Source organism: Rhizobium sp. GR12 (assembly GCF_036596185.1).
GTDB lineage: Bacteria > Pseudomonadota > Alphaproteobacteria > Rhizobiales > Rhizobiaceae > Agrobacterium > Agrobacterium nepotum.
This window is the reverse complement of the sequence record NZ_JASXTH010000007.1, coordinates 336,034-361,652: the sequence shown is the minus strand read 5'-3', so window position 1 is coordinate 361,652 and position 25,619 is coordinate 336,034. Positions and strand designations below refer to the sequence as shown.

The 25,619-nt window shown below is 58.6% G+C and carries 20 protein-coding genes; 8 read left to right on the top strand and 12 right to left on the bottom strand.

Translation table 11 applies throughout. The features are described 5' to 3' along the window. Positions 1-353: 353 nt before the first annotated feature. Positions 354-2,300, top strand: a complete 1,947-nt coding sequence (locus QSK43_RS14965; protein WP_332304083.1) for a M23 family metallopeptidase — start codon at positions 354-356, stop codon at positions 2,298-2,300. Between the two features lie 61 nt (positions 2,301-2,361). Here the strand turns inward: QSK43_RS14965 and clpB are convergent, their stop codons facing one another. The 6 genes from clpB to QSK43_RS14935 form a co-directional block, all read right to left on the bottom strand. Then, positions 2,362-4,986 (bottom strand): ATP-dependent chaperone ClpB, encoded by a 2,625-nt coding sequence (clpB, locus tag QSK43_RS14960; protein WP_332304082.1) that lies wholly within the window; start codon positions 4,984-4,986, stop codon positions 2,362-2,364. A gap of 370 nt (positions 4,987-5,356) precedes the next feature. Next, on the bottom strand, positions 5,357-6,145 hold the full coding sequence (locus QSK43_RS14955) for a DUF4167 domain-containing protein (RefSeq protein WP_332304081.1): 789 nt from the start codon (positions 6,143-6,145) through the stop codon (positions 5,357-5,359). Positions 6,146-6,541: 396 nt separating this feature from the next. Continuing rightward, complete coding sequence (prmC, locus tag QSK43_RS14950) at positions 6,542-7,411, bottom strand: peptide chain release factor N(5)-glutamine methyltransferase (RefSeq protein ID WP_332304080.1); 870 nt, start codon at positions 7,409-7,411, stop codon at positions 6,542-6,544. Then, positions 7,408-8,490 (bottom strand): peptide chain release factor 1, encoded by a 1,083-nt coding sequence (gene prfA / locus QSK43_RS14945; protein ID WP_045016648.1) that lies wholly within the window; start codon positions 8,488-8,490, stop codon positions 7,408-7,410. The genes prmC and prfA overlap by 4 nt, the downstream gene beginning before the upstream one ends. 29 nt (positions 8,491-8,519) lie before the next feature. Then, positions 8,520-10,787, bottom strand: coding sequence for a phosphoenolpyruvate--protein phosphotransferase (gene ptsP, locus QSK43_RS14940; protein ID WP_045016646.1), 2,268 nt, complete (start codon positions 10,785-10,787; stop codon positions 8,520-8,522). Positions 10,788-10,961: 174 nt separating this feature from the next. Further along, positions 10,962-12,239: an aspartate kinase gene (locus QSK43_RS14935; RefSeq protein ID WP_045015799.1), complete on the bottom strand. Its 1,278-nt coding sequence runs from the start codon at positions 12,237-12,239 to the stop codon at positions 10,962-10,964. A gap of 386 nt (positions 12,240-12,625) precedes the next feature. Between QSK43_RS14935 and QSK43_RS14930 the strand changes: the two genes are divergently transcribed. Beyond that, complete coding sequence (locus tag QSK43_RS14930; RefSeq protein ID WP_332304079.1) at positions 12,626-14,473, top strand: DEAD/DEAH box helicase; 1,848 nt, start codon at positions 12,626-12,628, stop codon at positions 14,471-14,473. A gap of 147 nt (positions 14,474-14,620) precedes the next feature. Here the strand turns inward: QSK43_RS14930 and QSK43_RS14925 are convergent, their stop codons facing one another. Together QSK43_RS14925 and nspC are read right to left on the bottom strand one after the other, a co-directional pair. Further along, positions 14,621-15,859 (bottom strand): saccharopine dehydrogenase family protein, encoded by a 1,239-nt coding sequence (locus tag QSK43_RS14925; RefSeq protein ID WP_332304078.1) that lies wholly within the window; start codon positions 15,857-15,859, stop codon positions 14,621-14,623. A 59-nt stretch (positions 15,860-15,918) separates the two neighbouring features. Further along, complete coding sequence (gene nspC / locus QSK43_RS14920) at positions 15,919-17,016, bottom strand: carboxynorspermidine decarboxylase (protein ID WP_045016636.1); 1,098 nt, start codon at positions 17,014-17,016, stop codon at positions 15,919-15,921. A 298-nt stretch (positions 17,017-17,314) separates the two neighbouring features. Between nspC and QSK43_RS14915 the strand changes: the two genes are divergently transcribed. From QSK43_RS14915 to galE, 3 genes are all read left to right on the top strand, one after another. Then, positions 17,315-17,656, top strand: a complete 342-nt coding sequence (locus QSK43_RS14915; RefSeq protein ID WP_332304077.1) for a DUF883 family protein — start codon at positions 17,315-17,317, stop codon at positions 17,654-17,656. Between the two features lie 9 nt (positions 17,657-17,665). After that, positions 17,666-18,103 carry a hypothetical protein gene (locus tag QSK43_RS14910; RefSeq protein WP_332304076.1) on the top strand — a complete coding sequence of 146 codons (438 nt, stop codon included), beginning with the start codon at positions 17,666-17,668 and terminating at the stop codon, positions 18,101-18,103. 195 nt (positions 18,104-18,298) lie between these two features. Continuing rightward, positions 18,299-19,282 (top strand): UDP-glucose 4-epimerase GalE, encoded by a 984-nt coding sequence (gene galE, locus QSK43_RS14905; protein ID WP_332304075.1) that lies wholly within the window; start codon positions 18,299-18,301, stop codon positions 19,280-19,282. A 93-nt stretch (positions 19,283-19,375) separates the two neighbouring features. On the opposite strand, the gene QSK43_RS14900 is transcribed toward galE, so the two are convergent. Continuing rightward, positions 19,376-19,951, bottom strand: coding sequence for a PRC-barrel domain-containing protein (locus QSK43_RS14900; RefSeq protein ID WP_332304074.1), 576 nt, complete (start codon positions 19,949-19,951; stop codon positions 19,376-19,378). 234 nt (positions 19,952-20,185) lie between these two features. Between QSK43_RS14900 and QSK43_RS14895 the strand changes: the two genes are divergently transcribed. Then, the gene (locus QSK43_RS14895; RefSeq protein WP_332304073.1) at positions 20,186-21,910 is read left to right on the top strand and encodes a sensor histidine kinase; all 1,725 of its coding nucleotides are present in this window, start codon (positions 20,186-20,188) and stop codon (positions 21,908-21,910) included. A 303-nt stretch (positions 21,911-22,213) separates the two neighbouring features. Here QSK43_RS14895 and QSK43_RS14890 read toward each other — a convergent pair whose 3' ends face one another. Together QSK43_RS14890 and QSK43_RS14885 are read right to left on the bottom strand one after the other, a co-directional pair. After that, complete coding sequence (locus tag QSK43_RS14890) at positions 22,214-23,197, bottom strand: sensor histidine kinase (protein ID WP_332304072.1); 984 nt, start codon at positions 23,195-23,197, stop codon at positions 22,214-22,216. Between the two features lie 101 nt (positions 23,198-23,298). Next, positions 23,299-24,093, bottom strand: coding sequence for a response regulator (locus QSK43_RS14885; RefSeq protein ID WP_045016627.1), 795 nt, complete (start codon positions 24,091-24,093; stop codon positions 23,299-23,301). Positions 24,094-24,231: 138 nt separating this feature from the next. On the opposite strand from QSK43_RS14885, the gene QSK43_RS14880 reads away from it, so the two are divergent. Further along, positions 24,232-24,438, top strand: a complete 207-nt coding sequence (locus QSK43_RS14880; RefSeq protein ID WP_045016626.1) for a NepR family anti-sigma factor — start codon at positions 24,232-24,234, stop codon at positions 24,436-24,438. Continuing rightward, the gene (locus QSK43_RS14875) at positions 24,438-25,004 is read left to right on the top strand and encodes an RNA polymerase sigma factor (protein ID WP_080828265.1); all 567 of its coding nucleotides are present in this window, start codon (positions 24,438-24,440) and stop codon (positions 25,002-25,004) included. The genes QSK43_RS14880 and QSK43_RS14875 overlap by 1 nt, the downstream gene beginning before the upstream one ends. A gap of 67 nt (positions 25,005-25,071) precedes the next feature. Here QSK43_RS14875 and QSK43_RS14870 read toward each other — a convergent pair whose 3' ends face one another. After that, the gene (locus QSK43_RS14870) at positions 25,072-25,542 is read right to left on the bottom strand and encodes an Lrp/AsnC ligand binding domain-containing protein (RefSeq protein WP_332304071.1); all 471 of its coding nucleotides are present in this window, start codon (positions 25,540-25,542) and stop codon (positions 25,072-25,074) included. Positions 25,543-25,619 lie beyond the last annotated feature (77 nt).

Here is a 25,619-nt window from a genome sequence, read left to right as displayed (position 1 = left end):
CCGCACCAAACAAGTCAACACAACAAAATACAAATTCTAGAAAAAACTCGCAAATAATTGATTCTAAATGAGAGTTTTGGATTTTCCGGATTAGTGACGCCGAAAGCCATCTCCGGACCGCCGGTTTTCAGCAATGGAATGCAGCCAGAGGCAATGTGACGGGCCCCACGCCTTGTTTTGGCCCGACTCCTCGCTAATTGCTTTGCCAACGAAATGTTAACGCGGGACATGCGCGCGCGCCTGTTCCTGGCATATCTTCTGGGTGTGCCGATCAATTTGACTCATGGCTTTGAAAGTTGCACACCTTCGCCTGAAGTTTCTGGAGAGCGCATGACCGACGGGGCACAGCCAGTATGACTGCGGATCGCAATGTGATCCGGTCGTTAGGCATGGAACCGCCAATTCTGGCGGAGGGGCGACGTGCACCTGATCGCCGCGAAATTTCCCTGCGGTGGCTCTCCGGCACATTCCTTACTGGTATTACCTCTTCCATATTGATGGGTGTTGCGCTGTTTGCTGCTCTCGACGGCCGCCAGCAGCTTGCCATTCCCGCCGAGGCCTTCGCCAAGGCGGATATGGGCAACAATACCGTGGAAGCGGCGCGCCGCGGTACCCGCCTCATCGCGCCCAATATTGCGGCCCGGCCCTCGGACCGGTCGATCATGGAAGTCTCCACTGTTGTCAATGAAGGCGACAAGGAAGTGGTCCGCAAGGTTCCCTTCTCCCACGTCAAAATTCCGCTGGCGTCGAACTATGCCAAGCAGGACGATTATCCGGCCTTCGATCCCTTGAATATTTTCGCCAGTAACGAGGACAAGGACGCCCCGGCACCCGCGCCAAGCCGTACCGGAACAATCTACGGCTCCGAGGTCGAATCCGAAGTCAGTCTGAAAACGGTGGCCTTTCCCGTCCAGCATTCCAAATATCCCTTCGCCGGCTCCCTGAGCTTCGATGAAGTCGAAGAGGCGGTGCGCTCGAACGGCTCGATACTGACTGACGGTAACGAGCAACTCGCCGCGCTCTATTACATCGACCCCCGCCGTTTCGATAATGATGAGGCTGACGTCGACATCACCGCCGGCCTCGCGGCCCGTGTCGTCGAACAGAACATGTCGGTTTCCACCCCGCAATCGGCGTCTGTACCCGTCAAGGAATATGCCGACGACGTAATCCCTGCCCGGCAGACCGAAACCATTGAGGCCGCTTTATTTGGCGCGGGTTATTCGAAGGTGCAATCGTCGGAAATCGCCGGCCTGCTGTCGCCGCAGCTCCAGTCGAACAATGTCGAAAGCGGTGATGTATTGCGCGTCGGCATTATTCAGGAAGACGACAAAAGCGACATCGTGCGTGTGAGCCTCTACCGTAAGGGTCGCCACATGGTCACCATGGCTGTTGACGACCGCAAAAAGTTCATCAAGGCCAGCGAGCCGCCGAAGCTCGACGCGGTGGCGACCGCCTTCGACAGTACTCCGGCACCTGCCGCCGGCCGCGATCTGCCCAGCGTCTATGACGGTGTTTACCGGGCGACTCTCGCCTATGGCATGAATCAGAGCATGGTCTCCCAGCTCATCAAGCTTCTTGCCAGCAGCGTCGATTTTCAGGCGCAGTTGAAGCCAACGGATACGCTGGAAGCCTTCTTCTCCGTGGAAGATGCGGACGGTAAGGCGACGGACAAATCCGAACTGCTCTACGTCAACGCCAAGTTCGGCGACAACGAGACGCGTTTTTACCGCTTCCAGAACCCGGAAGACAACAGCATCGATTATTTCGACGAGAACGGCAAAAGCATCCGACAATTCCTGTTGCGCAACCCCGTTCCGAACGGCCGCATGACATCCGGTTTCGGCATGCGCCGCCACCCGGTTCTGAAATTCAGCCGCATGCATACCGGCACTGACTGGGCGGCGCCCCGCGGCACGCCGATCATCGCAACGGGTAACGGCACCGTCGAGAAGGCTGGATGGGCCTCCGGTTACGGTAACCAAACCCTGCTCCGCCACGCCAATGGCTATGTTTCTTCCTATAACCACCAGAGCGCCATCGCCAAGGGCGTCACCGAGGGTTCCAAGGTCAGGCAGGGCCAGGTGATCGGTTACGTCGGTTCGACCGGCCTTTCAACCGGCGCGCATCTGCATTACGAACTGATCGTCAACGGCACGAAAGTGGACGCGATGAAAGTGCGCCTGCCAGGTGGCAAGTCGCTTTCCGGCGTCGCGCTCGCCAGATTCTCCGACGAGAGAAAGCGCATCGACAATCTGCTCAACATCGAGGAAAAGACCAATCAGGTAGCGAGCAGGTAGCGGCCAGCGTTTCCAAAAGTCAGCTATAAGAAAAGGGCTCCATCACCGGAGCCCTTTCGTTTTATGCCGCATCGGCAGTTTCGGTCTCGGCCTCACTCTTCGGAGGTTTGACTTTGAAGAGCAGCCGGTCGGTGCCCGAGGTAACCTTGACCCGCGATCCATCCGGAATTTCGCCGCCGAGGATCATTTCGGCAAGCCTGTCCTGAACGGATTTCTGGATCACCCGCTTGAGCGGACGCGCGCCGTAGGCGGGGTCGTAACCCTTGTTGGCAAGCCAGTGGCGGGCATCCTCATCCAGTTCGAGCGCGATCTTGCGATCGCCGAGAAGCGAGACGAGGCGCTTGAGCTGGATATCCACGATCGCACCCATCTCGTCACGCCGCAGGCGATGGAACAGGATGATATCGTCGATACGGTTGAGGAATTCCGGCCGGAAATGCGACCGGACCCGCTCCATCACCAGTTCACGAACCGAATCCACATCGTCATTGTCGCCCATCTGCGCCATGAATTCCGAACCGAGGTTGGAGGTCATGATGATGATGGTGTTCTTGAAATCGACGGTGCGGCCCTGGCCATCCGTCAGGCGGCCATCATCCAGCACCTGCAACAGGACGTTGAACACATCCGGATGCGCTTTTTCGATCTCGTCGAACAGCACGACCTGATAGGGCCGGCGGCGAACCGCTTCCGTCAATGCACCACCTTCTTCGTAACCAACATAGCCGGGAGGGGCACCGATAAGCCGGGCAACGGAGTGTTTCTCCATATATTCGGACATATCGAGCCGAACCATCGCGGTTTCGTCGTCGAACAGGAAACGGGCGAGCGACTTGGTTAGTTCGGTCTTGCCCACGCCCGTCGGGCCGAGGAAGATGAACGAGCCGATCGGCCGGTTCGGATCCTGAAGGCCGGCGCGCGAACGGCGAACCGCCTTGGAAACCGCCTGCACGGCCTCGCCCTGCCCGACCACGGACTTGGCAAGATCGTCTTCCATGCGCAACAGCTTCTCGCGCTGGCCTTCCAGCATCTTGTCGACCGGAATGCCGGTCCAGCGGGAAACGATATGGGCGATATTATCTGCGGTCACCACTTCCTGAACCATCGAACTCGCACCGCTGCTGTCACGCGCTTCCGCCGCAGCCAGTTCCTTTTCGAGGCCCGGAATAATGCCGTAGGTCAATTCACCGGCGCGCTGGAACTGGCCGTTGCGCTGCGCGATTGCCAGTTCGTTGCGGGCTTCGTCCAATCGCTTCTTCAAGTCTGCGGCATGGCCAAGCTTCTGCTTTTCCGCCTGCCAGCGGGCCGTCAGCGCGTCTGCCTTTTCTTCAGTATCGGCCAGTTCGTCCTCGAGCTTCCTGAGGCGATCGACGGATGACTGGTCCGTTTCCTGCTTCAGGGCTTCACGCTCGATCTTCAGCTGGATGATCCGGCGGTCCAGTTCGTCCAGTTCTTCCGGCTTGGAATCCACCTGCATGCGAAGACGCGAGGCGGCCTCGTCCATCAGGTCGATCGCCTTGTCGGGCAAGAACCGGTCGGTAATATAGCGGTTGGAAAGCGTCGCAGCCGCAACCAGTGCCGAATCCGAGATACGGACCTTGTGGTGCTGTTCGTATTTTTCCTTCAGACCGCGCAGGATCGAAATCGTGTCCTCCACGGTCGGTTCATCCACCAGCACCGGCTGGAAACGGCGGGCAAGGGCCGGGTCCTTTTCCACATGCTTGCGATATTCATCGAGCGTGGTGGCACCGACGCAGTGCAGCTCGCCACGGGCGAGAGCGGGCTTCAGGAGGTTGGACGCGTCCATCGCGCCATCGGCCTTGCCCGCGCCGACCAGCGTGTGCATCTCGTCGATGAACAGGATGATGCCGCCACTTTCTGCCTGCACCTCGTTCAACACCGCTTTCAGGCGCTCCTCGAACTCGCCGCGATATTTTGCACCGGCGATCAGCGCGCCCATATCCAGCGCCATCAGCTTCTTGTCCTTCAGGCTTTCGGGCACATCGCCATTGACGATGCGCAGCGCAAGCCCCTCGGCAATCGCCGTTTTACCGACGCCGGGTTCACCAATCAGCACAGGATTGTTCTTCGTGCGGCGCGAAAGCACCTGGATAGTACGGCGGATTTCGTCGTCACGGCCGATCACCGGATCGAGCCTGCCCTCGCGGGCTTCCTCCGTCAGATCACGCGCGAACTTCTTCAGCGCGTCAAAGCCCTGTTCGGCATTGGCGCTGTCGGCCGTGCGGCCCTTGCGGATGTCGTTGATGACCTGATTGAGTGCCTGCGCCGTCACGCCACCCTTTTTCAGGGAAGCCGAGGTGGAAGCGGAACTTTCGATCGCAAGCGCCTGTAAAAGACGTTCGACGGTGACGAAACTGTCGCCAGCCTTCTTGGCGAGATCCTCTGCCGTCGAGAACACCTTCGCAAGCGGGGCCGTCAGGGAAAGGCCGCCATTGCCGCCGGAAACCTTGGGCAATTTCGCCAGTGCCGCATCATTGGCAAGACGCACTTCCTTGGCGTCGCCGCCGGCGCGATCGATCAGCAATGCCGCCATGCCCTGCTCGTCATCGAGCAGAACTTTCAGAACATGTTCGGCAGAAAACTGCTGGTGATTTTCCGCAAGGGCAAAAGTCTGCGCCGATTGCAGAAAACCGCGCACACGCTCGGAGTATTTTTCAATATTCATAGTCAAACCTCCATTTACCGGCCCGCCCGCTTTCGGCACGGCTCCGGTGTTGGGTTGAGGCTCCCTCAAAGGCAAGCCCCGCTACGGCAGTCGGGTTTCAAGGATTTCACGATCGCCGCCTCTCGGTGGACGGCTACCGCTGAATGCAGCATCCGGCCTTCCTGCAGGAATATGGGAGGCGTTTTCATCGGTTTAAAGGGGTAGGAAAACGACCGTCGAGGAAATTTTCGGCAGATTTGACGAGCATCAGGCCTGTTCCCGCGACTGCGCCGTTCGTCCATCACAAGGACCTTCGCGCCAGCCCGCTAAAAGCAAAAAAACTCCGGCAAGCCGGAGTTTTTCAATCGCATGTTTTTTTTGAAAAGCCTGCTTATTCGGCAGCGTTTTCAAGAGTGGCAGGTGCTGCCTCTTCGCCGGCTGGCGCGTCTTCACTTTCAGCACCTTCCGCCGTTGCGGCGCGGCGCGGACGACGCGGGCGCGGGCCGGTGGCGCGGCGGCTCTTCGGAGCGCGTTCAGCCGCAGGTGCTTCCGTCTGCTGCTGTTCTTCCTCGACGGCCACTTCCATGGGCGTGCCTTCGATCACCGGCTGAGGCGCCTGGCTGGCGTCGTAGACCGGCTGCTGCTGCTCATCCGAAGCCTGCGGCTGGCGCGGCTGGCGCTCCTGCCGTTCACGGCGCTCTGGACGCTCGCGGCGTTCCTGACGCGGTTCGGACCGCTCAGTGCGCTCCTGGCGCTCCGGCTGCTGGCCCCGTTCCGATTGTTCGAACTGCTGCGGTGCACCATCTTCGCCGTCATTCATGTCCATATCGTCGCCATCCGCGCCATTGTACTCGCCACGGTCGTCGCGCTGGAAACGCTCCTGCATCTGAGCCTGAGCCGTCGCGATGATGCGATTATAGTGCTCAGCATGCTGCAGATAGTTTTCAGCGATGACGCGGTCGCCAGCACTCTGCGCATCCCGCGCAAGGGTGGCGTATTTTTCCGCTATGTGCTGGGCTGTGCCACGAATCTTAACATCGGGACCGGAGCTGTCATAAGTCCTGGTGAGCGGGTTACCGCCCTTGCGGTTGAAGTTGTTGTTACCACCGCCACCATTGTTATTGTTGTTATTGTTGCTTCCACGCCCCCGGCCGCGCTTGTTTTGCTGTCCTGGCCTCATCAATTGCTCACCTGAATTCTGTTTTGCTGACAATCTGGTTATTTTCATGCAATTCCGGGCGGAAAACCGCTGGAAATTTTTCCTGAAATTGCTCCATCACGCGCCTTGCTGAAGATAACCCCAGACAAAGCCTCGTGTCTGACGACCGGTCGCGCAAAATGCTGCAACGAGCCACCTGCGAACAAAGTTTACTGATTCACATGCCGGAAACGCCCAGCCTTCAGGGTTCCAAAAGAACCCGCTTCGGGACTGAGACCCATACCCTGACGAATCTAAATTCGTCCTCAGCCACCCAGCATGTGGCGGCAAACTATCCCGCTTCCTGCGGAAATCCAAGTCTTTTCTTTTGCTGTGCAAAATATCCTTGCAAAAATTCCGCAGACATATCGAGAACAACTATCTCCGGAAGGTCAAAACTCTGTCGTTGCCGCCGTAGTCCTTCACGGCGTCCAGAAGAGAGAAGCCGTAAGAAGCAAATATAGCGGAAACATCAAGCCTTTGATCGAAACCGATCTCCACACCGACTATCCCGTTTTCTACAAGAAAGCGGCCTGCGTCGGCAGCGATGAGGCGGTACGGTGCAAGGCCGTCCTGACCTCCGTCCAGCGCCGCCATCGGATCGTGGTGGCGGACCTCTCGGTCGAGCGTTGTGACGATATCACTTCTTATATAAGGCGGATTCGACACAATTATGTCAAAGCTGCCAGAGATTTTTTTAAACCAGTCGCTACGCACAGTTTCGAAACGCGAAGCCAGGCCATTCCGGGCAGCGTTTTTGGCCGCTGTTTCCAGCGCATCGGCAGAAATATCGCTGCCGATACCGGTCGCTTCCGGGCATTCCTTGAGAAGCGCCAGACAGATCGCACCAGTGCCCGTACCCAGATCCAGAACGCGGGCGCTGCCCTTGGCGGAAACGGCTTTTTTCAACACCGGCAACAGCGTGTCGACGAGAACTTCCGTATCCGGACGGGGTTCTAGCGTTTCCTTCGACAAAAGAAGATCGAGGCCGTGAAACTCCCGATGGCCTAGAATGCGGTGAACCGGCTCCCCCCCGGCCCGCCTTTCGATCATGGCCGCGACGCGGGCGCTTTCTTCCCGGGTGAGGGGATGGTCCGGTTTCATGACGAAATCGGTCAGTGAGAAACCGGTGACATCAGCAATCAGCAGGCGCGCATCGAGAAGCGGATCGGCGACGCCCACCGCCTGCAGCCGTTTGCGGGCTGCGGCAAGTTCGGCCGAAACGGTTCCGTCAGCGCCGCCGCTCAAAGCTGTTGTTCGCCAAGCTGGGCGAGCTGACCGGCCTGATAATCGGCGATCAGCGCGTCCACAAGCTCGTCGATCTCACCTTCGATCATTCGGTCAAGCTTGTAGAGGGTCAGATTGATGCGGTGATCGGTGACGCGTCCCTGCGGAAAATTATAGGTGCGAATGCGCTCGGAACGGTCACCGGAGCCGACCTGGCTCTTGCGGTCGGCCGAGCGTTCACTATCCACCTTTTGGCGCTCGATGTCATAAAGACGCGAACGCAGAACCTGCATGGCCTTGGCGCGGTTCTGGTGCTGCGACTTTTCAGAACTTGTGACGATCAGCCCCGTTGGAAGGTGGGTAATGCGAACCGCGGAGTCGGTGGTGTTGACGTGCTGGCCGCCCGCGCCCGAAGCGCGCATCGTATCGATGCGGATGTCTTCCGGACGAATTTCGACATCGATATCCTCCGCCTCCGGCAACACCGCAACGGTGGCGGCGGAGGTGTGGATGCGGCCACTCGCTTCTGTTTCCGGGACGCGCTGCACACGGTGCACGCCGGACTCGAATTTCAGCTTGGAAAACACCCCTCGCCCGCTGATCGTGGCGATGATTTCCTTGTAACCGCCCGCTTCGCCTTCGCTGGCAGAAAGAACTTCGACTTTCCAGCCCTTGGTCGATGCGAAGCGTTCGTACATGCGGAACAGATCGCCGGCGAAAAGCGCCGCTTCAGACCCGCCGGTACCGGCGCGGATTTCGAGGATCGCGCTTTTTTCGTCGGCGGCATCCTTGGGAAGCAGCAGGACCTGCATGTCCTTCTCAAGCTCACCAATGCGGTCTTCGACCTCCGGCAGCTCCATTTCCGCCAGATCGCGCATGTCCCTGTCAGTCGTCTTGTCGGCAAGCAGCGCCTCGAGATCGGCGGCTTCCGAGACCGCTTTCTCGTATTCGCGGACTTTTTTCACCACCGGCTCCAGTTCGGAATATTCCGAAGCCAGCTTCACATAGACATCCGCTGCCGGACCAGCCGACATTCGCGCTTCGATCTCTCCGAAACGCCTTTCCAATTCGCGCATTTTTTCGACGGGAAGCTTCGCCACCAGTCACTCCGATTGTGAAAAAGGTCTTTTTAAATGGGAATGGAATGCGCCGCGGCAAAGCGTAACAACACCTCGCGCGTGCTTTCCAGCGAACTATGATCGTCAAGCGCAGCGTTCAGCTCATCGGCAAGGCGCGCGGCATCAAGCCCGAGCAGCATGGCTTTGACCGGACCGATCGCCGTCGGCGACATGGAAATCGAGCGGAAACCAAGACCGATCAAAGCCATGGCCGAAAGGGGCTTGCTTGCCATTTCGCCACAAAGCGTGACCGCCGTGTGGTGTTTTTCGCCAGCGCGCACGATATCGCGCAAAATGCGCAGGAACGGCTTGCCGAGATTGTCGAAACGATCCGAAACCCGGGCATTGCCACGATCGACCGCCATGGAAAACTGGAACAGGTCGTTCGAACCGACGGAAACGAAATCCACTTCCTGCATCAGTTCGTCGAGCTGCCACATCAATGAAGGCACTTCCAGCATCGCGCCGAATTGCAGCTTTTTCGGCAGCGCATGGCTGAACTTCGAAAGATGCTGCACTTCCTTCTGAAGCAGATCGCGCGCGGCGCGGATTTCGGAAACCTCCGTCACCATCGGCAGCATCATGCGCAGTTCCGCGCCAGAAGCGGCGCGCAGAAGCGCGCGCATCTGCGTACGCATCAGGCCCGGACGGTCGAGCGACAGACGGATCGCCCGCCAGCCCAGCGCCGGGTTTTCCTCTTCCTGGCCGCGCATATAGGAAACGACCTTGTCGCCGCCGATGTCGAGCGTGCGGAAAGTGACGCTCTTGCCCTTCGCCTGCCGCAAGACGGACCGGTAGAACGCTTCCTGCTCCTCGCCCTTGGGCATGTTGGAGGCGATCATGAACTGCAGCTCGGTGCGGAACAGGCCTATGCCATCGGCGCCGGATTCCTCGAGTTGCGGCAGGTCCACGAGCAGGCCCGCATTCATCTTGAGGTTGACCTTCTGGCCATCTTTGGTAATCGGCTCGACATTGCGAAGCGCGCGGAACTGCTCCTGCCGCTTGGCCCGCAGGCGCACCTTTTCCTCATAGGCGCGCTGCAAATCCGACATCGGGCGCAGATGCACCTGGCCGTCATCGCCGTCAATGATGATCGGATCGTTGTTTTCCGCAAGTGCTACGATGCCCGTCGCCTGCCCGATGATCGGGATGCCCATGGCGCGCGCCACGATCACGACATGGCTCGTCACCGCGCCGTCTTCGAGCACCAGGCCGCGCAATTTTTCGCGCGGATAGTCGAGCAATTCGGCGGCACCCATGGCGCGCGCCAGAACGATGGCGTCCAGCGGAAAATCCTGCTCGGGACTACGCCCGCCGAAACCGATCAGCTGGCGCAGCAGCCGGTTGGCCAGATCGTCGAAATCATGCATGCGCTCACGAAGATAGGGATCGGTCAGGCGCATCATGCGCGCCTTAGTGTCGCTTTGCACTTTCTCGACCGCAGCTTCCGCCGTCAGACCGTTGCGGATCGCTTCTTCCATGCGCCGCACCCAACCCTGATCGTGGGCGAACATGCGGTAGGTCTCGAGAACCTCGCGATGCTCCCCTTCGGTCGGCACGTCGCGGCGCTGCAACATGTCGTCAATCGACAGGCGCAGAGAACCAATGGCGTCGGCAAGACGCAGGATTTCCGTATCGGCGTCCTCGTTCAGCAGATTGGTGACGACGATGCGGGGGTCGTGCAGTACGACGTGACCAAGACCGATGCCTTCACCGTAAGCATCACCATCGATGGAAACAGCACGCGTCAGGTCCAGCTCCACGCCGGGGCGGGTGATCTTTTTCAACTCTCCGCTCGCCACTATTTCAGCGATGAGCATCGCGGTTGTCTCGAGCGCTTCAACTTCATCCTCCCGGTACGTTCGGCTGACCTTGTTCTGGACCACAAGAACGCCAAGAGTGCGACCGGAGCGCAAAATCGGCACGCCGAGGAAGGAGTGATAAATTTCCTCACCGGTTTCAGGAAGATAGCGAAAGGCGGGATGCGCCTGCGCATCGGAAAGATTGAGAGGCTGAGCGGAAGCGGCAATGGTGCCGACAAGGCCCTGCCCCATTTTCAGCTGGGCAAGGTGCACGGCATCCTTGTTGAGACCTTCCGTGGCGTAAAGCTCCAGTACACTGTCGGAACGCAGCACGTAGACCGAGCAAACCTCCGCCACCATGTTACTGGCTATCTGACGGACGATCTGGTCCAGACGGTCCTGCGGCTCAAGATGCTCCGCCATCATTTCGCGCAGCCGCTTGAGCAGGACGCGTGGACCTGCAGAAAGGTCTCTCATCGCGTTTGCTCCCCGATGGTTCCGATCCGAATGTCATAATATTCGAGAATCAAAACATCATTTAAAATTTATAGCGCGAGAAGCGCGTCCCGCAAGGGACACGCTTTTATGAAACGCCACATCGGAAGAACGCAACTCCGAAGAATCGGAGAACCGGGAACCGATGACTCGAACTTAGTTCTTATCGAGACCGTAGGCAGAATGCAAAGTGCGAACGGCCAGCTCGGCATACGCGCCGTCGATCAGGATCGAAATCTTGATTTCGGAGGTGGTGATAGCCTTGATGTTGATGTTCTTCTCGGCAAGCGCCTTGAAGGCGCTGGCGGCAACGCCGGCGTGGCTGCGCATGCCGATACCGATGACCGAGACCTTCGCGAGGCCTGTCTCGTTCTGCGCGACATCGAAGCCGATCTGCGCCTTGTTCTCGTCCAGCACCCGCAGCGCCTTGGCAACGTCGCCCGAGGGAACGGTGAAGGTCATGTCGGTGCGCGAACCGTCTTCGGAGATGTTCTGCACGATCATGTCGACGTTGATATGCGCTTCCGCCAGCGGCCCGAAGATCGCAGCGGAGACGCCCGGACGGTCGGCCACGCGGCGCAGCGAGATCTGTGCTTCATCCTTGGCATAGGCGATGCCGGTTACGACTTCCTGTTCCACGATTTCATCCTCGTCACAAATCAAAGTACCGGGCGGGTTGATGAGGTCGCCCATGCCCGGTGCATCGGGATCCTCGAAACTGGAGCGAACGAAGGTGCGCACCTTGTGTACCATGGCAAGTTCGACGGAGCGAACCTGCAGAACCTTCGCGCCGAGAGACGCCATTTCGAGCATTTCCTCGAAAGCGATCTTCTTCATGCGGCGAGCCTTGGGCTCGATGCGCGGATCGGTCGTGTAGACGCCGTCGACATCGGTATAGATATCGCAACGATCCGCCTTGACGGCAGCGGCGATCGCAACAGCGGACGTGTCCGAACCGCCGCGCCCCAGCGTCGCGATGCGGTTGTCAGGACCGATGCCCTGGAAACCGGCGACAACGGCAACCTGACCCTCGCCCATGCGGTGGACGATGTCCGAGCCGTCAATTTCGAGAATGCGGGCGGCGCCATGCGCATTGTCGGTGCGGATCGGGATCTGCCAGCCCTGCCAGGAGCGCGCGTTGATGCCCATGGATTGCAGCGTGATCGCCAGAAGACCTGATGTCACCTGCTCGCCGGACGCAACGACCGCGTCATATTCGCGCGCATCGTAGAAGGAGGCGGCGTTCGCGCCGGCCACCTTCGCCGCGTTCTGCACCCAGTCCACCAATTCGTTGGTTTTGCCGGACATGGCCGAAACGACCACGGCCACTTCATGGCCGGCATCGACTTCGCGTTTCACATGCCGTGCGACATTGTGAATGCGTTCGAGGTTCGCGACGGACGTGCCGCCGAATTTCATGACAATGCGAGCCATAGCCTTGACCAGTACCATCCCTTTTTTCCGCCAGCCCGTTTCGGGTGCGGACAAGACAAACCCAGTCGGCTCTTCCTGATAAAGAGCCTCAAGTTGCGGGTCTCATAGCGAAAAGGAGGGGGGCACGCAATGCCGTTTATGAACCATGCGGTACGCCTGTTTTCGTACCCCCGGCGAAAGAAGATGGCATGATGGAAGGAACGGTCGCATACGACACAATGAAAGAGCGTACCGCGGTGCACTGTACAAACCGGCCTATTCGCAGTATGGAGCGCGGCAATGCAACCGGCCAGATGGCCGAAATGGCCTGTATCGGCTGCCCCGGAGACTTTAGGACCTATTGGTTTCGGGCGGATGCGGGCAGCTTCATATCCGAAAGACGGTAGATGACAGACACCCAGGGTATCGCCCCGGCGATCGCGCAGGCGTTGGAAAAACGCGGCTACAAAGACTTGACCCCCGTGCAGAAGGCCATGCTTTCGCCGGATCTCGCTGATAAGGACGCGCTGGTTTCCGCGCAGACCGGGTCTGGCAAGACCGTCGCCTTCGGTATTGCGCTTGCGACCACGCTGCTGCGGGAAAACCCCCGTTTCGGTCCGGCTTCCGCACCGCTGGCGCTTGCCATCGCTCCGACCCGCGAACTGGCCATGCAGGTCAAGCGCGAGCTTGAATGGCTTTATGAATTCGCCAATGTGTCGATCGCGTCCTGCGTCGGCGGCATGGATATCCGTAGCGAACGCCGGTCTCTGGAACGCGGTGCCCATATTATCGTCGGCACGCCCGGCCGTCTCTGCGACCACATCAAGCGCGGCGCGCTCGATCTGTCGTCGCTGCGCGCTGTGGTGCTTGATGAGGCCGACGAAATGCTCGATCTCGGCTTCCGCGAGGATCTGGAATTCATTCTGGAAGAATCGCCGGATACCCGCCGCACGCTGATGTTCTCGGCCACCGTACCACGCAGCATCGCCAAGCTTGCCGAAAGCTACCAGAAAGACGCGGTTCGCATCGCCACCGCTTCGGAACAGAAGCAGCATGTGGACATCGAATATCGCGCCCTGCTGGTAACGGGCGGCGACCGTGAAAACGCCATCATCAACGCGCTGCGTTTTTACGAAGCCCGCAACGCCATCGTTTTCTGCTCCACCCGTGCGGCGGTAAACCATCTGACAGCACGCCTGAACAATCGCGGATTTTCCGTCGTGGCCTTGTCCGGCGAACTCACGCAGAACGAACGAACGCACGCGCTGCAGGCCATGCGTGACGGCCGCGCCCGGGTTTGCGTGGCGACCGACGTTGCCGCGCGCGGCATCGACCTGCCGGGCCTGGAACTCGTTATCCACGCCGACCTGCCGACCAATTCGGAAACACTTCTCCACCGTTCGGGCCGTACCGGCCGCGCCGGGCAGAAGGGTGTCAGCGCCGTCGTGGTGCCTGTCAACCAGCGCCGCAAGGCCGAACGCCTTCTGGAAGGCGCCAAAGTCAGCGCGGCATGGGTTCGCCCGCCTTCGGTCGAAGAGATCGTTGAACGCGACGGCGCCCGACTTCTGGCCGATCCTTCGCTCACCGAGGCCGTGGCCAACGACGAGCGCGATTTCGTCGAGCAGTTGCTTGAACAGCATGGCGCGGAAAAAGTCGCCGCCGCCTTCGTGCGTCTTTACCACGCCGGGCGTTCCGCTCCGGAGGACATCACCGAAGTCGCGCTGGACAATACCCGCAAACCGCGCCGCGACAGCTTCGAAACCCCTGATAACGATGCACCCCGCCGCGAACGTTCCGACTTTTCCGACAGCGCGTGGTTTTCGCTTTCGGTGGGCCGCAAGCAGAGCGCCGAGCCGCGCTGGCTCATCCCCATGCTCTGCCGTTTCGGCAAGATCACCCGGCAGGACATCGGCGCCATCCGCATGCAGCAGACGGAGACCTTTGTGGAACTGGCGGCCGATGCCGTCGACCGTTTCACGTCTGCTATCGGCAAGGACATGATGCTCGAAAAGGGCATTCGTCTGAAGGCGCTGGAAGGCAAGCCGGAAATGACCGGCAGTGCCCGTGAAGACACCCGCCCGGCCACGGCCCAGCGGAAGTTCAGCAAACCGGAAAATGCCGGCGGCGCGAGCGGCGACCACAAGGCCGATGACAAGCCCTGGAAAAAGAAAAAGACCTTCGGCGACAAGCCCAAGTTCGAAGGTAAGAAAGACCGGCCTTTCGAAAAGCGCGGACCGAAGCCGACAAAGGGCTGAAGACACCACGGGATTGATGACGAAGGGCGAACATTTCCCCTTCGTCGTGCCGGGGTCTTTCCCGCAAGGGATCATGTCGAGTGAAAGACAGATTTATCACAAATAAAAAACCCCGCTTTCGCGGGGTTTTTTTATTGTCTTGATTGATCAGAACGTCAGGGCGCGGTCACCGTTTTCGTCCTTGATGCGGCTCGGAAGGCCTATCCTGTTCAGGAGGTTCAGGAAAGGCTGCGGCGGCAGTTCTTCCACATTGGCCATCTGCTTCACGTCCCATTCGCCGGTAGCGATCAGCATGGCCGCAGCGACTGGGGGAACGCCGGCAGTGTAGGAGATGCCCTGCGAACCAACTTCTTCATAAGCTTCCTTATGGTCGGCTACGTTGTAGATGAAGACTTCGCGTTCCTTGCCATCCTTGATGCCCTTGACGACATCGCCGATGCAGGTCTTGCCGACATAGTCGGGTGCGAGCGAAGACGGATCCGGCAATACGGCCTTGACCACCTTCAGCGGCACGACTTCCAGACCTTCGGCAGTCTTGACCGGCTTTTCGGAAAGAAGACCGAGGTTCTTCAGCACGGTGAAGACGTTGATATAGTGATCGCCGAAGCCCATCCAGAAACGTACATCGGCACCGTCCATATTTTTGGACAGCGAGTGCACTTCGTCATGGCCGGTCATATAGGCCTTCTGCTTGCCGACAACAGGCAGATCGAATTCCTGACCAACCTCGAACATCTGGTTCGTCTGCCACTGGCCCTCCTGCCAGGAGTAGACGACGCCGGTGAATTCACGGAAGTTGATTTCCGGATCGAAGTTGGTCGAAAACCAGCGACCGTGGCTGCCGGCATTGATGTCGACGATATCGACCGAAGTGACCTTGTCGAAATATTCATCCTTGGCAAGACGGGCATAGGCATTGACTACGCCGGGGTCGAAACCGACGCCGAGCAGTGCTGTCACACCCTTTTCCTTGCATTCGGCAGCGCGCTTCCACTCGTAGTTTCCGTACCACGGCGGCGCCTCGCAAATCTTGGTCGGATCCTCGTGGATCGCTGTATCCATATAGGCAACACCTGTGTCCATGCAGGCACGAAGAACGGACATGTTGACGAAAGCCGAACCGACGTTGATGACGATTTCCACGCCGGTTTTCGTAATCAAGGCTTTCGTCGCCTCGATATCCATAGCGTCAAGCGCATGGGCCTCAAGTTTCACATTTGTCTTGAGGCTCTTCTTTTCGCGTACGGACTCGACAATCTTGCGGCACTTTTCCAAAGTCCGTGACGCAATATGAATGTCTCCCAATACATCGCTGTTCTGGGCGCATTTATGCGCCACGACCTGTGCTACGCCACCGGCGCCGATGATCAGAACGTTCTTCTTCATTTCAGGTGATGCCTCCTTTTCCCCGCAGGGATGAGCTTCGTTTCAGGGTAAACCAGATATTATGACAGGCTTTGCTCGAAATCGGCAAAGTCGAATTCGCGAACGGCACGGACGGTGCCGTCCAGTTCCTTGATGGCGATCGCCGGCATCCTCACGCCGTTGAACCAGTTTTTCTTGACCATGGTGTAGCCGGCCGCGTCTTCAAAGGAGATGCGGTCGCCGACCTTTAGTTCCTTGTCGAACCGGAAATCGCCGAAAATATCGCCCGCAAGGCAGGATTTGCCGCAGACCATGTAGGGATGTTCGCCCTCGTTCGGGGACATCTTGGCGGTTTCCCGATAGATCAACAGGTCTAGCATGTGCGCTTCGATGGAACTGTCGACGATGGCGAGGTTCTTTCCGTTGAAAAGCGTATCGAGAACCGTCACCTCAAGCGTCGTGCTCTTGGTGATCGAGGCTTCGCCCGGCTCCAGATAGACCTGCACGCCATATTTTTCCGAAAAGGCTCTGAGGCGGTCGCAGAACTGGTCGAGCGGATAATTGTCGCCGGTAAAATGAATGCCACCGCCGAGGCTGACCCATTCCGCACGCGACAGAAGCGATCCGAATTTTTCCTCGATCTGCGTCAACATCCGGTCGAACAGCAAAAAGTCGCTGTTTTCGCAATTGTTGTGGATCATGAAACCGGAAATACGGTCCATGACCTTGTCGACCTTGGCAACATCCCATTCGCCAAGCCGGCTGAACGGGCGCGCAGGATCGGCAAGATCGAAGCTCGAGGAACTGACCTGCGGATTGAGGCGCAGACCACGGGTGATGCCCGATGCCTTCTCCGAGAAACGCTCCAGCTGGCCGATGGAATTGAAGATGATCTTGTCCGCGTTCGAAATCACCTCGTCGATTTCGTAGTCGGCATAGGCGACTGAATAGGCGTGGGTTTCGCCACCGAATTTCTCACGCCCCAGACGCACTTCATAAAGCGAGGACGAGGTGGTGCCGTCCATATATTGCGACATGAAATCGAACACTGACCATGTGGCGAAGCATTTCAGCGCCAGAAGCGCCTTGGCGCCGGATTTTTCCCGTACATAGGCAATCTTCTCCATGTTGTGGAGAAGTTTTGTCTTGTCGATGAGGTAATAGGGCGTCTGGAGCATGGCGTTTCACATGTTGATTGAAGTCAAGGTTCATCTGAATGATGGGCCTTATATGATGCTTGTTACAGGAAAACAAATGTCAGGCACTGAATTCCTGGAAAATTGCCCCTCCCTGAAATCCGCATGAGAAAACGAGCAAAGCTGGGGAACCAAGCACGCGTCGGTGCGTTTGAATGGCGGACAGACGGGTATTTCGGCCCCGGCAACGAGGTTTCGTGAGCGGCGGCATTCACCCGTGGCGGCAGTCAGTTTGACCTGCCGCCGTTTCCATCAACGATGTTCAGGAAGGACTTCCCTTATGGCAAGCGTGCGCAACGTCAACGACAAGATCCAGCAATCCCTCGAAAACGGCGATGCGGCCGATGTGGCAGCGCAGCTTGCCCAGCTTCGCGAAGATCTGGCAAATCTTGCCAAGAGCGTCAAGGCGCTGGGCGTCGGGGCGTCACATGAATTGAAGGCGCAGGCCGCCCGCGTGGCTGATGATGCGCTCACCGCTTCCGGTGAGATGGCCGATAGTGTTCGCAGCGAAATCTCGTCGCTGAACGACAATCTGACGGATCACGTCCAGAAGAACCCGCTCCAGTCCCTCGGCATCGCCGTGGGTGTCGGCTTCATGCTCGCTCTCCTCACGCGTCGATAAGGCCGCATCATGCTCGAGGCATTGCTGGTCTATCTGGGAGACACCCAGCGCGAAGGTCGCGTCGTCACGCGACGCCTGCGCGCCACTATCGTTCTCTGGGTGTTGACCGGGGCATTCTTCCTGATCGCTTTCGTCGCCGCGGTGGTGGCGGGCTCAATCTATCTCGCCCGGCATGTCGGCGCCGGCCCGGCAGCGCTCGTCGTCGCTGGCACAGCGTTTCTGCTCGGCGTTATCATGCTGGTGGCACTGGCGATCGTCAAACGTCCGAAAGCCTATGCCGCACGGCGCCCGGCTGCACCTTTGACGGCGGCTCCCTTGACCGCCGCACCTCTGGCCCTGCAATCACTGCTGACGCTGGCACTCCAGGCGCGCCCCTATGCAACGCTCGCCGTCGCAGTGGCTGCCGGCTTTCTGGCCACCAGAGCGAATACCAGGAAAAAGAAGTAGGCCCGCCTTGGGGCGTGTTTCAGGCTCTCCGTCAAACTCTCATAGCGGCTGCGCATCCAGACCATGGATGCGCAGTTTTTTTTATGTTACCCGCGATGGGTAGACTGGTTGATGGCGCCGAGTGCCACGCCGCCCTTATTTGAACAAAGTGACATACAGTCTCCGCACGTCCCATGTTTTTCTGAAAGGCGATTGATGAAGAAGAAAGTCCTTGTTGTCGGCGGTGCCGGCTATATCGGTTCGCACACCTGCCTTCTCCTGTCGGAGCGAGGATATGAACCGGTCGTGTTCGACAATTTGTCCAATGGGCATGAGGAATTCGTCCGCTGGGGGCCCTTCGAACAGGGCGATATCCGCGACAGGGCGCGGCTGGACGAAGTTTTCGCCAAACATCAGCCGGAAGCGGTGCTGCACTTCGCAGCGCTGATCGAGGTTGGCGAATCGGTAAAGCAGCCCGTCGCCTTTTACGACAACAATGTCATCGGCTCGCTCAACCTTCTGTCCGCCGCCATCGATGCCGGGGTTACGGCATTCGTTTTTTCCTCCACCTGCGCCACCTATGGACTGCCGGAACAGGTGCCGATCGACGAGACGCATCGTCAGGCGCCGATCAACCCCTATGGCCGCACCAAATGGGTGGTCGAGCAGGCGCTGAAGGACTACAGCACCTATAAAGGGCTGCGCTCGGTGATGCTGCGTTATTTCAACGCTGCGGGCGCGGATTTCGAAGGCCGGATCGGCGAATGGCACAAGCCGGAAACCCACGCCATCCCGCTCGCCATCGAGGCGGCACTCGGGCGGCGTCAGGGCTTCAAGGTATTCGGCACGGATTACGACACCCGCGACGGCACCTGCGTGCGCGATTACATCCACATTCTCGATCTTGCCGACGCCCACGTGCGGGCGGTGGATTATCTGCTGGCGGGCGGTGAAACCGTTGAACTCAACCTCGGCACCGGCACCGGCACCACTGTGAAAGAATTGCTGGCAGCGATTTCGGAAGTATCAGGCCGCCCCTTCCCCGTCGAATATGCCGGACGCCGCGACGGCGATTCCACCACTCTTGTCGCCAATAACGACAAGGCACGGGAAGTTCTCGGCTGGGAGCCGCGTTATTCCCTGCCGGATATCATAAAATCTGCCTGGGCCTGGCATTCGTCGCGCAACGCCGGGGACTGAGCGAGCGCCGCTCGAAAAAAACACCGGCCGAAGGCCGGTGTCTCTCGCGGGGGTGACAGAGCCAGCCCCGCTCCTCTCTCCCGGTTAAGGGGATCAGGGCTTGGTGGCGGACGTGGTGGTATTGTCCGGAGCAGGCGGCATTGCCGCATTCCTTTCGTTGGTCTTCTGTTCCAGCGTCTTGAATTCGGGAGCTGCCTTCAGCGTTTCCGCCGTTTCCGTCGTCGTCAGCCGGATGGTTCCGTCCTGTGCGTTGCGGGTCATCGTCACCTTGTCCATCGGTACGGCAACATCCTTGGCACCGATGCCGAGGAAACCGCCGACACCAATCACGGCTGCGACCAGACCACCATCTTGTTCCATGATGAGGTTGGTGACATTACCGATGCTCTCGTCGGCTGCGGTATAGACCGACTTGCCGATATAGTCGTTGGCGCTGACCTGGGTTTCACCCTGCTCGGTCAGGTAAGCGCCGCCAGTCGTTGCGGCCGCGCTGTCATTGGCCGAAGGAGCTGCAGGCGTCATAGGGGTGGCCGGAGGCGTTGCAGGCTCGGTCTGCGCACCCGGATTTGCCGGCGCAGGCTGGGTCGTACCCTGGGCGATGGCAAGCGGCGCGAAAGCCGTCGCGCCCATCAGGGCGGTGGTGACGAGTATCGTAAGTTTCTTTGCCATTTCGTACCTTCCTTTCATCGTTTTCACCTGGCCGTGCGGGTGATGAACTTCGTTTCCGCGCTTCAGCCGGTTCGCGAGGAAAACGGGCTGATCGTTGAAATAGTTCCGATTTTTTCAGGTACGCGGACGCGATTGCCGCGGATTACGACAACCGAAGGTAAAAATCAGCATTGCCAAAGGGGGGCGGCGCGGTATTATCCGTGCTGTGCCAATGCCATCTGCCGGAGTTTTTATATGCCTCAATCCGGCGTCAGACTGAAAGACATGTTTTCGGCTTTGCGTCGGCGCAGCGCGAACTTTTTCCCAACGGCCTCTATCGGCACCTATCTCGTGGTAATGGCGACCGTCATCACCTTGCCGCTAATCCTTTTTGTCGGCTATCTGATGCTTCGCCTAGAAGCGGAAAAACGCGACGATCTGCAGCGGGAGACTGTCGAGGATGTTCGGCTCGTCAGCCGCAACGTCGACCGACGCCTGCAGGAAATCACGACGTCCCTCAATCTGCTGTCGCAATTTCCCGAACTGGAAAGCGGCAATCTCGCCGCGTTCCAGAGCCGTGTCGCCGAGAGCCTGAAACGGGAGGGTCTGTACGCCATTCTCGCCACCAAGGACGGCCAGCAACACCTCAATACCCGCGTGCCCTATGGCGAGCCTCTCACCAAGGTGCCTGACGAGGCGGATTTGGCCAAGGCGATAGAATCCCGCCGCATCACCGTCTCGAATATATTTTTCGGCGCCACCAGCAAGGAATGGGTATTCAACGTTACCCTACCGCTCGACCCCGAACTGGGTTCGGCCGGAGATGCTCTGATCCTGACGCAGAACGCCAGCAGCCTGAGCCGGCTCATTCCCACGGAAAACCTGCCGCGCAACTGGACGGTGGCCATCATCGACGGGACAAATCGAGTTGTCGTTTCCAGCGCGCAGGATGAGGCTGAGGCGGGCAAACCGTTTGCCACCCCAGCCATACTTTCGGAAATGCAGGCCTTCAGCGGCAATTTTTTCGATGGCGAGGGTAACCTCTATGCCTATGCCCAATTGCCGGGATGGCAATGGAGGACCGTAATGTGGGGACCGCTGGCGGCAAGCCAGGCGGCGTTGGTCGATACCTGGCGGCAAATGATGATCGGCAGCCTGATGCTGGTGCTGATCGCCATCGGCGGCGCCTACCTTGTCGGCCGGCAATTGCGCAGCTCCATTCGCGACCTCACCCATATGGCCGAGCGCATCGGTGACGGTGAGATCGTGGCGCCCGTAGACACCAAGATCAAGGAGGCCAATCAGGTGGCTATAGCGCTCTCCAACGCGTCCTTCGACCGAAGTCAGTCGGAAGAACGGCTGCAGCTGCTGCTGCACGAACTGGTTCACCGCTCCAAGAACATTCTGACGCTGGTTCAGGCGATGATCCGGCAATTGGGGCGGGAAAACAAGAGCATCCCGGAGTTCCAGAAGGAGGTGGACCACCGCCTGCGCGGTCTTGGAATGTCGATCCGGGCCTTGGCGGAGGTTCAATGGCAAGGCCTGCCGATCCGCAAGCTGATCGAGACCCACCTCGAGGTTTTCGGCACCGTGTCGGAGCGTTGCGTGCTGGCCGGAGACGATTTCATGCTTTCCCCGGAAGCCGCGCAGAATTTCGGACTGGTGGTGCATGAACTGACGACGAATTCCATCAAATATGGCGCGCTGTCGGTTCCCGTAGGAAAAATCGCCCTGAGCTGGAAGCCGCTCGAAAAAGATGGACGCCAGATGCTCTATCTCGTCTGGACCGAGACCGGCGGCCCGCCCGCGATGGAACCAAGCCGCAAGGGCTTCGGCACCACAGTCATCAAAAGGCACGCGGAAGGCGCATTTGGCGGCCAGGTGATAACGGAATATCGCGAAACCGGCTTCGAATGGTCGCTGGAAGCACCGATGCGCTATTTTACGCCCAAGCGGGTGGAGCAGACAGGCACGCACTGAAGGAGAACCCCTTGACCATTCCCCGCGTGAGGGCGAGCGTAAAACCGGCGAAAATGAACGGTAATCTCGCTCCCGCTAAAAAAATACGTTTTTGTGGAACCTAATGCGGGTCAATGCATTTTTACTGAAGGCCAAGCAATTCCCCCGTCCCCGCCTGAAGCTTGGCTGAAAACAAACAGGTTTCACCCCTGAAAACCTGTTATATAAATAGCACGGCTCTTTGATGGGCCGTGCTTTTTTATGGCGTTCTTCGCCCAATGGAAGGCAGGTCTGTTTTAGGCTAAGCCGAACAAAGAGCTTTACTCAAGAATCCACACTGTCGCCGGAGGGAAACCTCAGCCGGTAGACGATCCGCTCCGGCATAAGTTGATATTCGGCGCTTCCCCCCAATGCGGATGGAACCACCTTTTCCAGCACGACGCTTCCGAAACTGCCGCGCCGCGCCTCCGCCGGCTCTTTCGACGGCGTCATCGGCTCCACCCATTCGATGATGTAAAAATCATCATCCTGGCGACATTGCAGCGATATGGGCGGATGATAGGCGAGATTGCCGCTGTGGCTGACCGTGTTGACGACCAGTTCGTGGAACGCCAACCCGATATAAAGCGCCCCGTTCGGATTGAGCAGCAGGTTTTCGCCTTCCATGTGGATGAGGTTCGGATATTCCGGCAGATAGAGATCGAATTGCTGGCGAAGAAGTTCGAATATGCGTGCGCCCCTCCAGTCGGAATCGGTGATGAGATCCTGACTTTGCGCAAGAGCGTGCAACCGACCCCGGAATTTCCGCAGAAAATCATCCTTGGTGAGACTGAAACGGGCCGTCTGGCCGGCAAGGCTCTGGATGATCGCCAGGAGGTTCTTGGAACGATGACTGACTTCGCGCAGCAAGGAACGCAAAAGCTGCTCGCGCCGTCTTTCAGCCGTCACCTCCCGGATGGTGGTTTTCATCACCGTCTGGTTCCACTGGTTGAAGGTGGAATGGATCTGAAACTGGAAGACCCGGTCATTGCCGGCGTTGACTTCCAGCATTCCCCGGCTGCCTGCCGTCTTCATGTCCTTTTTGAGTTCGGCAAGCCGCCCGGAGAGATCGTTGCCGAACAGATTTTCATCGGTCGGGTGCGAATCCGCTGGCAGACGCCAGACATCCGGCAGGTTGGCCACGAATATATAGTCACGGTTCCAGTCCTGCAGCATGACTGTCTCACCGGAATCGAGCAAGGCGAGGACGAGCGAATCGTGAAGCTCGCTCTCGTTCCTCTCCGCGTTATGCCATGCCAGCCGATGCAAATTCGTCTCCTTGCAGAAAGTCGCGGGAGAACCCCACGACTGTAACCGCGAACGTCCGGGTACCGGACTTGTTCCCGGACCGCCTACGGTTTCGGCAAATTTCACGCCGCGACGCGAGAGCTTTCATTGAAAAACAGGGCCTGACTGATAAGCGCTTTCACCATGTCTGGATTGAACGGTTTCGTCACAAGGAACGTCGGCTCGGGCCGCTCGCCGGTCAAAAGACGTTCAGGGAAGGCCGTGATGAAAATCACCGGCAGAGACGTCATCTGAAGGATATCTTTCATGGCATCGAGCCCGGAGCTGCCGTCGGCCAGCTGGATGTCGGCCAGGATCATCTTCGGCTGTGTGCGGTGGAACAGATCGATCGCTTCCGTGTGCGTGCGGGCGATGCCCGTGACGCGGTGACCGAGATCGGTGACCATCTGCTCGATATCCATGGCGATCAGAGGCTCGTCCTCGATGATCATGATATCAGTTGCCACCTGCCGCGCGATTTCCGAGGCGGCCTCGTCGATCAGCCTGCTAACCTGATCTTCAGACACCTTCAGAACCTCTGCTGCTTCCGAAGGCGAGAACTCCTCGACCGTCGTCAGCAGAAAAGCCTGACGCGCGAGCGCCGGCACCGCGGAGAGGTTGGCGGAAGCGCGCTTTTCCCAACCCGAAAGATTCTCGTCGGTCTTTATATTGATCGTGACGGAACTAAAAATCGATACGAACAATTGATAGAGCGAAACCCGATCGCTGCTCGCCTGCGGGAAGATGCTGACATCGGCGATCAGAGCTTCGAGTGTTGCCGCAACATAGGCATCGCCCGTGGATTGTGAGCCGCAAACGGCACGCGCGAACCTGCGCAGATATGGCAGGTGCGGTGCGATGCGTGTAGAAACTGACATGGAATTCTCCCCTTTCATGCGGCCTGCAACGCAAACCCACGATAGCAACGTGCGCATCGCAAAAATAGTTCCGGATTGCCGGAACTATTTTTTTTACCGCGCATTCTTTGCCACGACACAAAAGGAATACCGGACGTTATGAACATATTTCAATCGGACCAAGACTCCCCGGACAATCCGGCCGCACCTCAGGTCCCGCACTCAGGGCGGGCGGTGATTTCCCGCAAGCTCAGGGAGCTTTACGATGCCGTTCAGGAAGAGGGCATCCCTGACAAATTCCTCGATCTTCTCGAGAAACTCGATGAAGCCGAAAACAAAGCCAACACCAAGGCTTCGGAGGAATGATGGCGAAAGAGCCAGAGCAGACAGAATACAATTTCAAACGGGAAATGCTGGCGGCGCTGCCAAACCTGCGGGCATTCGCGATCTCGCTCATCCGCTCGAGGGACCGCGCTGACGACCTTGTGCAGGACACGATCATGAAGGCCTGGGCGAAACAGGACAGTTTCCAGCCCGGCACCAATATGCGCGCCTGGCTGGTGACGATCCTGCGCAACGAGTTCTACAGCCAGATTCGCAAATCCGGCCGCGAGGTGCAGGATACGGACGGGGTTTACACCTCGCGCCTGTCGGTACCGCCCGAGCAACATGGATCGGTCGATCTCCAGGATTTTCGTGCAGCACTGGCGAAACTGCCCGACGACCAGCGCGAAGCAATCCTGCTGATCGGCGCCTCCGGCTTCGCCTACGAAGAAGCAGCCGAGATTTGCGGTTGCCCGGTCGGCACGATCAAGAGCCGCGTCAGCCGCGCAAGGCTACGCCTGCAGGAGCTTCTCGGCATCGAGAACGAAAACGAGTTTGGTCCGGACGCGCAGATGAGCGCCGTGACCGCCGCAGCCACGGCGCGCTGAAACAGCGGAATTCGCAAAGCGATAAACGGGCAGGCTCCTGCCTGCCCGTTTTCTTATCCCGGCTTCGTCAAATTCCGGTCTCCTTAACCGACTGCATCACCACGAATGTCGACGTGTTGGAAACCGATGGCAGGCTGGAGATTTTTTCACCGAGTACCCTTCGGTATTTGCGGATATCGCTGGTGCGCACCTTCAGGAGATAATCGAAGGCGCCGGCGATCATGTGGCATTCCTCCACTTCCTTGATCTTGCGCACCGCCGCGTTGAACTCCTCCAGCGCCTTTTCGCGTGTGTCGGAAAGCTTGACCTCGGCGAAGGCTATATGGTCGACGCCAAGTTTCTGCGGATTGAGCACCGCACGGAAGCCGAGAATATAGCCTTCATCCACCAGCCGCTTCAGCCGCGTCTGGCACGGCGTCTTGGAGAGGCCGACCCTTTTCGAAAGTTGCAGGACCGACATGCGTCCATCTTCACTCAATGCCTCGAGGATCTTGAGATCGAAGTGGTCCAGATCGTCTGTTCTATGACTACTAGCCATGTGATTTCACACCAAATCCGAATAATAAAAGTTCATATGGCCTGTTCTATCTTCAAAATAGGACCATAGCAATTTTT

Coding starts and splice junctions, on each gene's coding strand:
- QSK43_RS14870 (WP_332304071.1), bottom strand. CDS start 25,542: ATGGCTAGTAGTCATAGAACAGACGATCTGGACCACTTCGATCTCAAG.
- galE (WP_332304075.1), top strand. CDS start 18,299: ATGAAGAAGAAAGTCCTTGTTGTCGGCGGTGCCGGCTATATCGGTTCG.
- QSK43_RS14895 (WP_332304073.1), top strand. CDS start 20,186: ATGCCTCAATCCGGCGTCAGACTGAAAGACATGTTTTCGGCTTTGCGT.
- ptsP (WP_045016646.1), bottom strand. CDS start 10,787: ATGAGAGACCTTTCTGCAGGTCCACGCGTCCTGCTCAAGCGGCTGCGC.
- QSK43_RS14915 (WP_332304077.1), top strand. CDS start 17,315: ATGGCAAGCGTGCGCAACGTCAACGACAAGATCCAGCAATCCCTCGAA.
- clpB (WP_332304082.1), bottom strand. CDS start 4,986: ATGAATATTGAAAAATACTCCGAGCGTGTGCGCGGTTTTCTGCAATCG.
- QSK43_RS14935 (WP_045015799.1), bottom strand. CDS start 12,239: ATGGCTCGCATTGTCATGAAATTCGGCGGCACGTCCGTCGCGAACCTC.
- QSK43_RS14955 (WP_332304081.1), bottom strand. CDS start 6,145: ATGAGGCCAGGACAGCAAAACAAGCGCGGCCGGGGGCGTGGAAGCAAC.
- QSK43_RS14875 (WP_080828265.1), top strand. CDS start 24,438: ATGGCGAAAGAGCCAGAGCAGACAGAATACAATTTCAAACGGGAAATG.
- QSK43_RS14930 (WP_332304079.1), top strand. CDS start 12,626: ATGACAGACACCCAGGGTATCGCCCCGGCGATCGCGCAGGCGTTGGAA.
- QSK43_RS14880 (WP_045016626.1), top strand. CDS start 24,232: ATGAACATATTTCAATCGGACCAAGACTCCCCGGACAATCCGGCCGCA.
- nspC (WP_045016636.1), bottom strand. CDS start 17,016: ATGCTCCAGACGCCCTATTACCTCATCGACAAGACAAAACTTCTCCAC.
- QSK43_RS14965 (WP_332304083.1), top strand. CDS start 354: ATGACTGCGGATCGCAATGTGATCCGGTCGTTAGGCATGGAACCGCCA.
- QSK43_RS14910 (WP_332304076.1), top strand. CDS start 17,666: ATGCTCGAGGCATTGCTGGTCTATCTGGGAGACACCCAGCGCGAAGGT.
- QSK43_RS14925 (WP_332304078.1), bottom strand. CDS start 15,859: ATGAAGAAGAACGTTCTGATCATCGGCGCCGGTGGCGTAGCACAGGTC.
- QSK43_RS14885 (WP_045016627.1), bottom strand. CDS start 24,093: ATGTCAGTTTCTACACGCATCGCACCGCACCTGCCATATCTGCGCAGG.
- QSK43_RS14900 (WP_332304074.1), bottom strand. CDS start 19,951: ATGGCAAAGAAACTTACGATACTCGTCACCACCGCCCTGATGGGCGCG.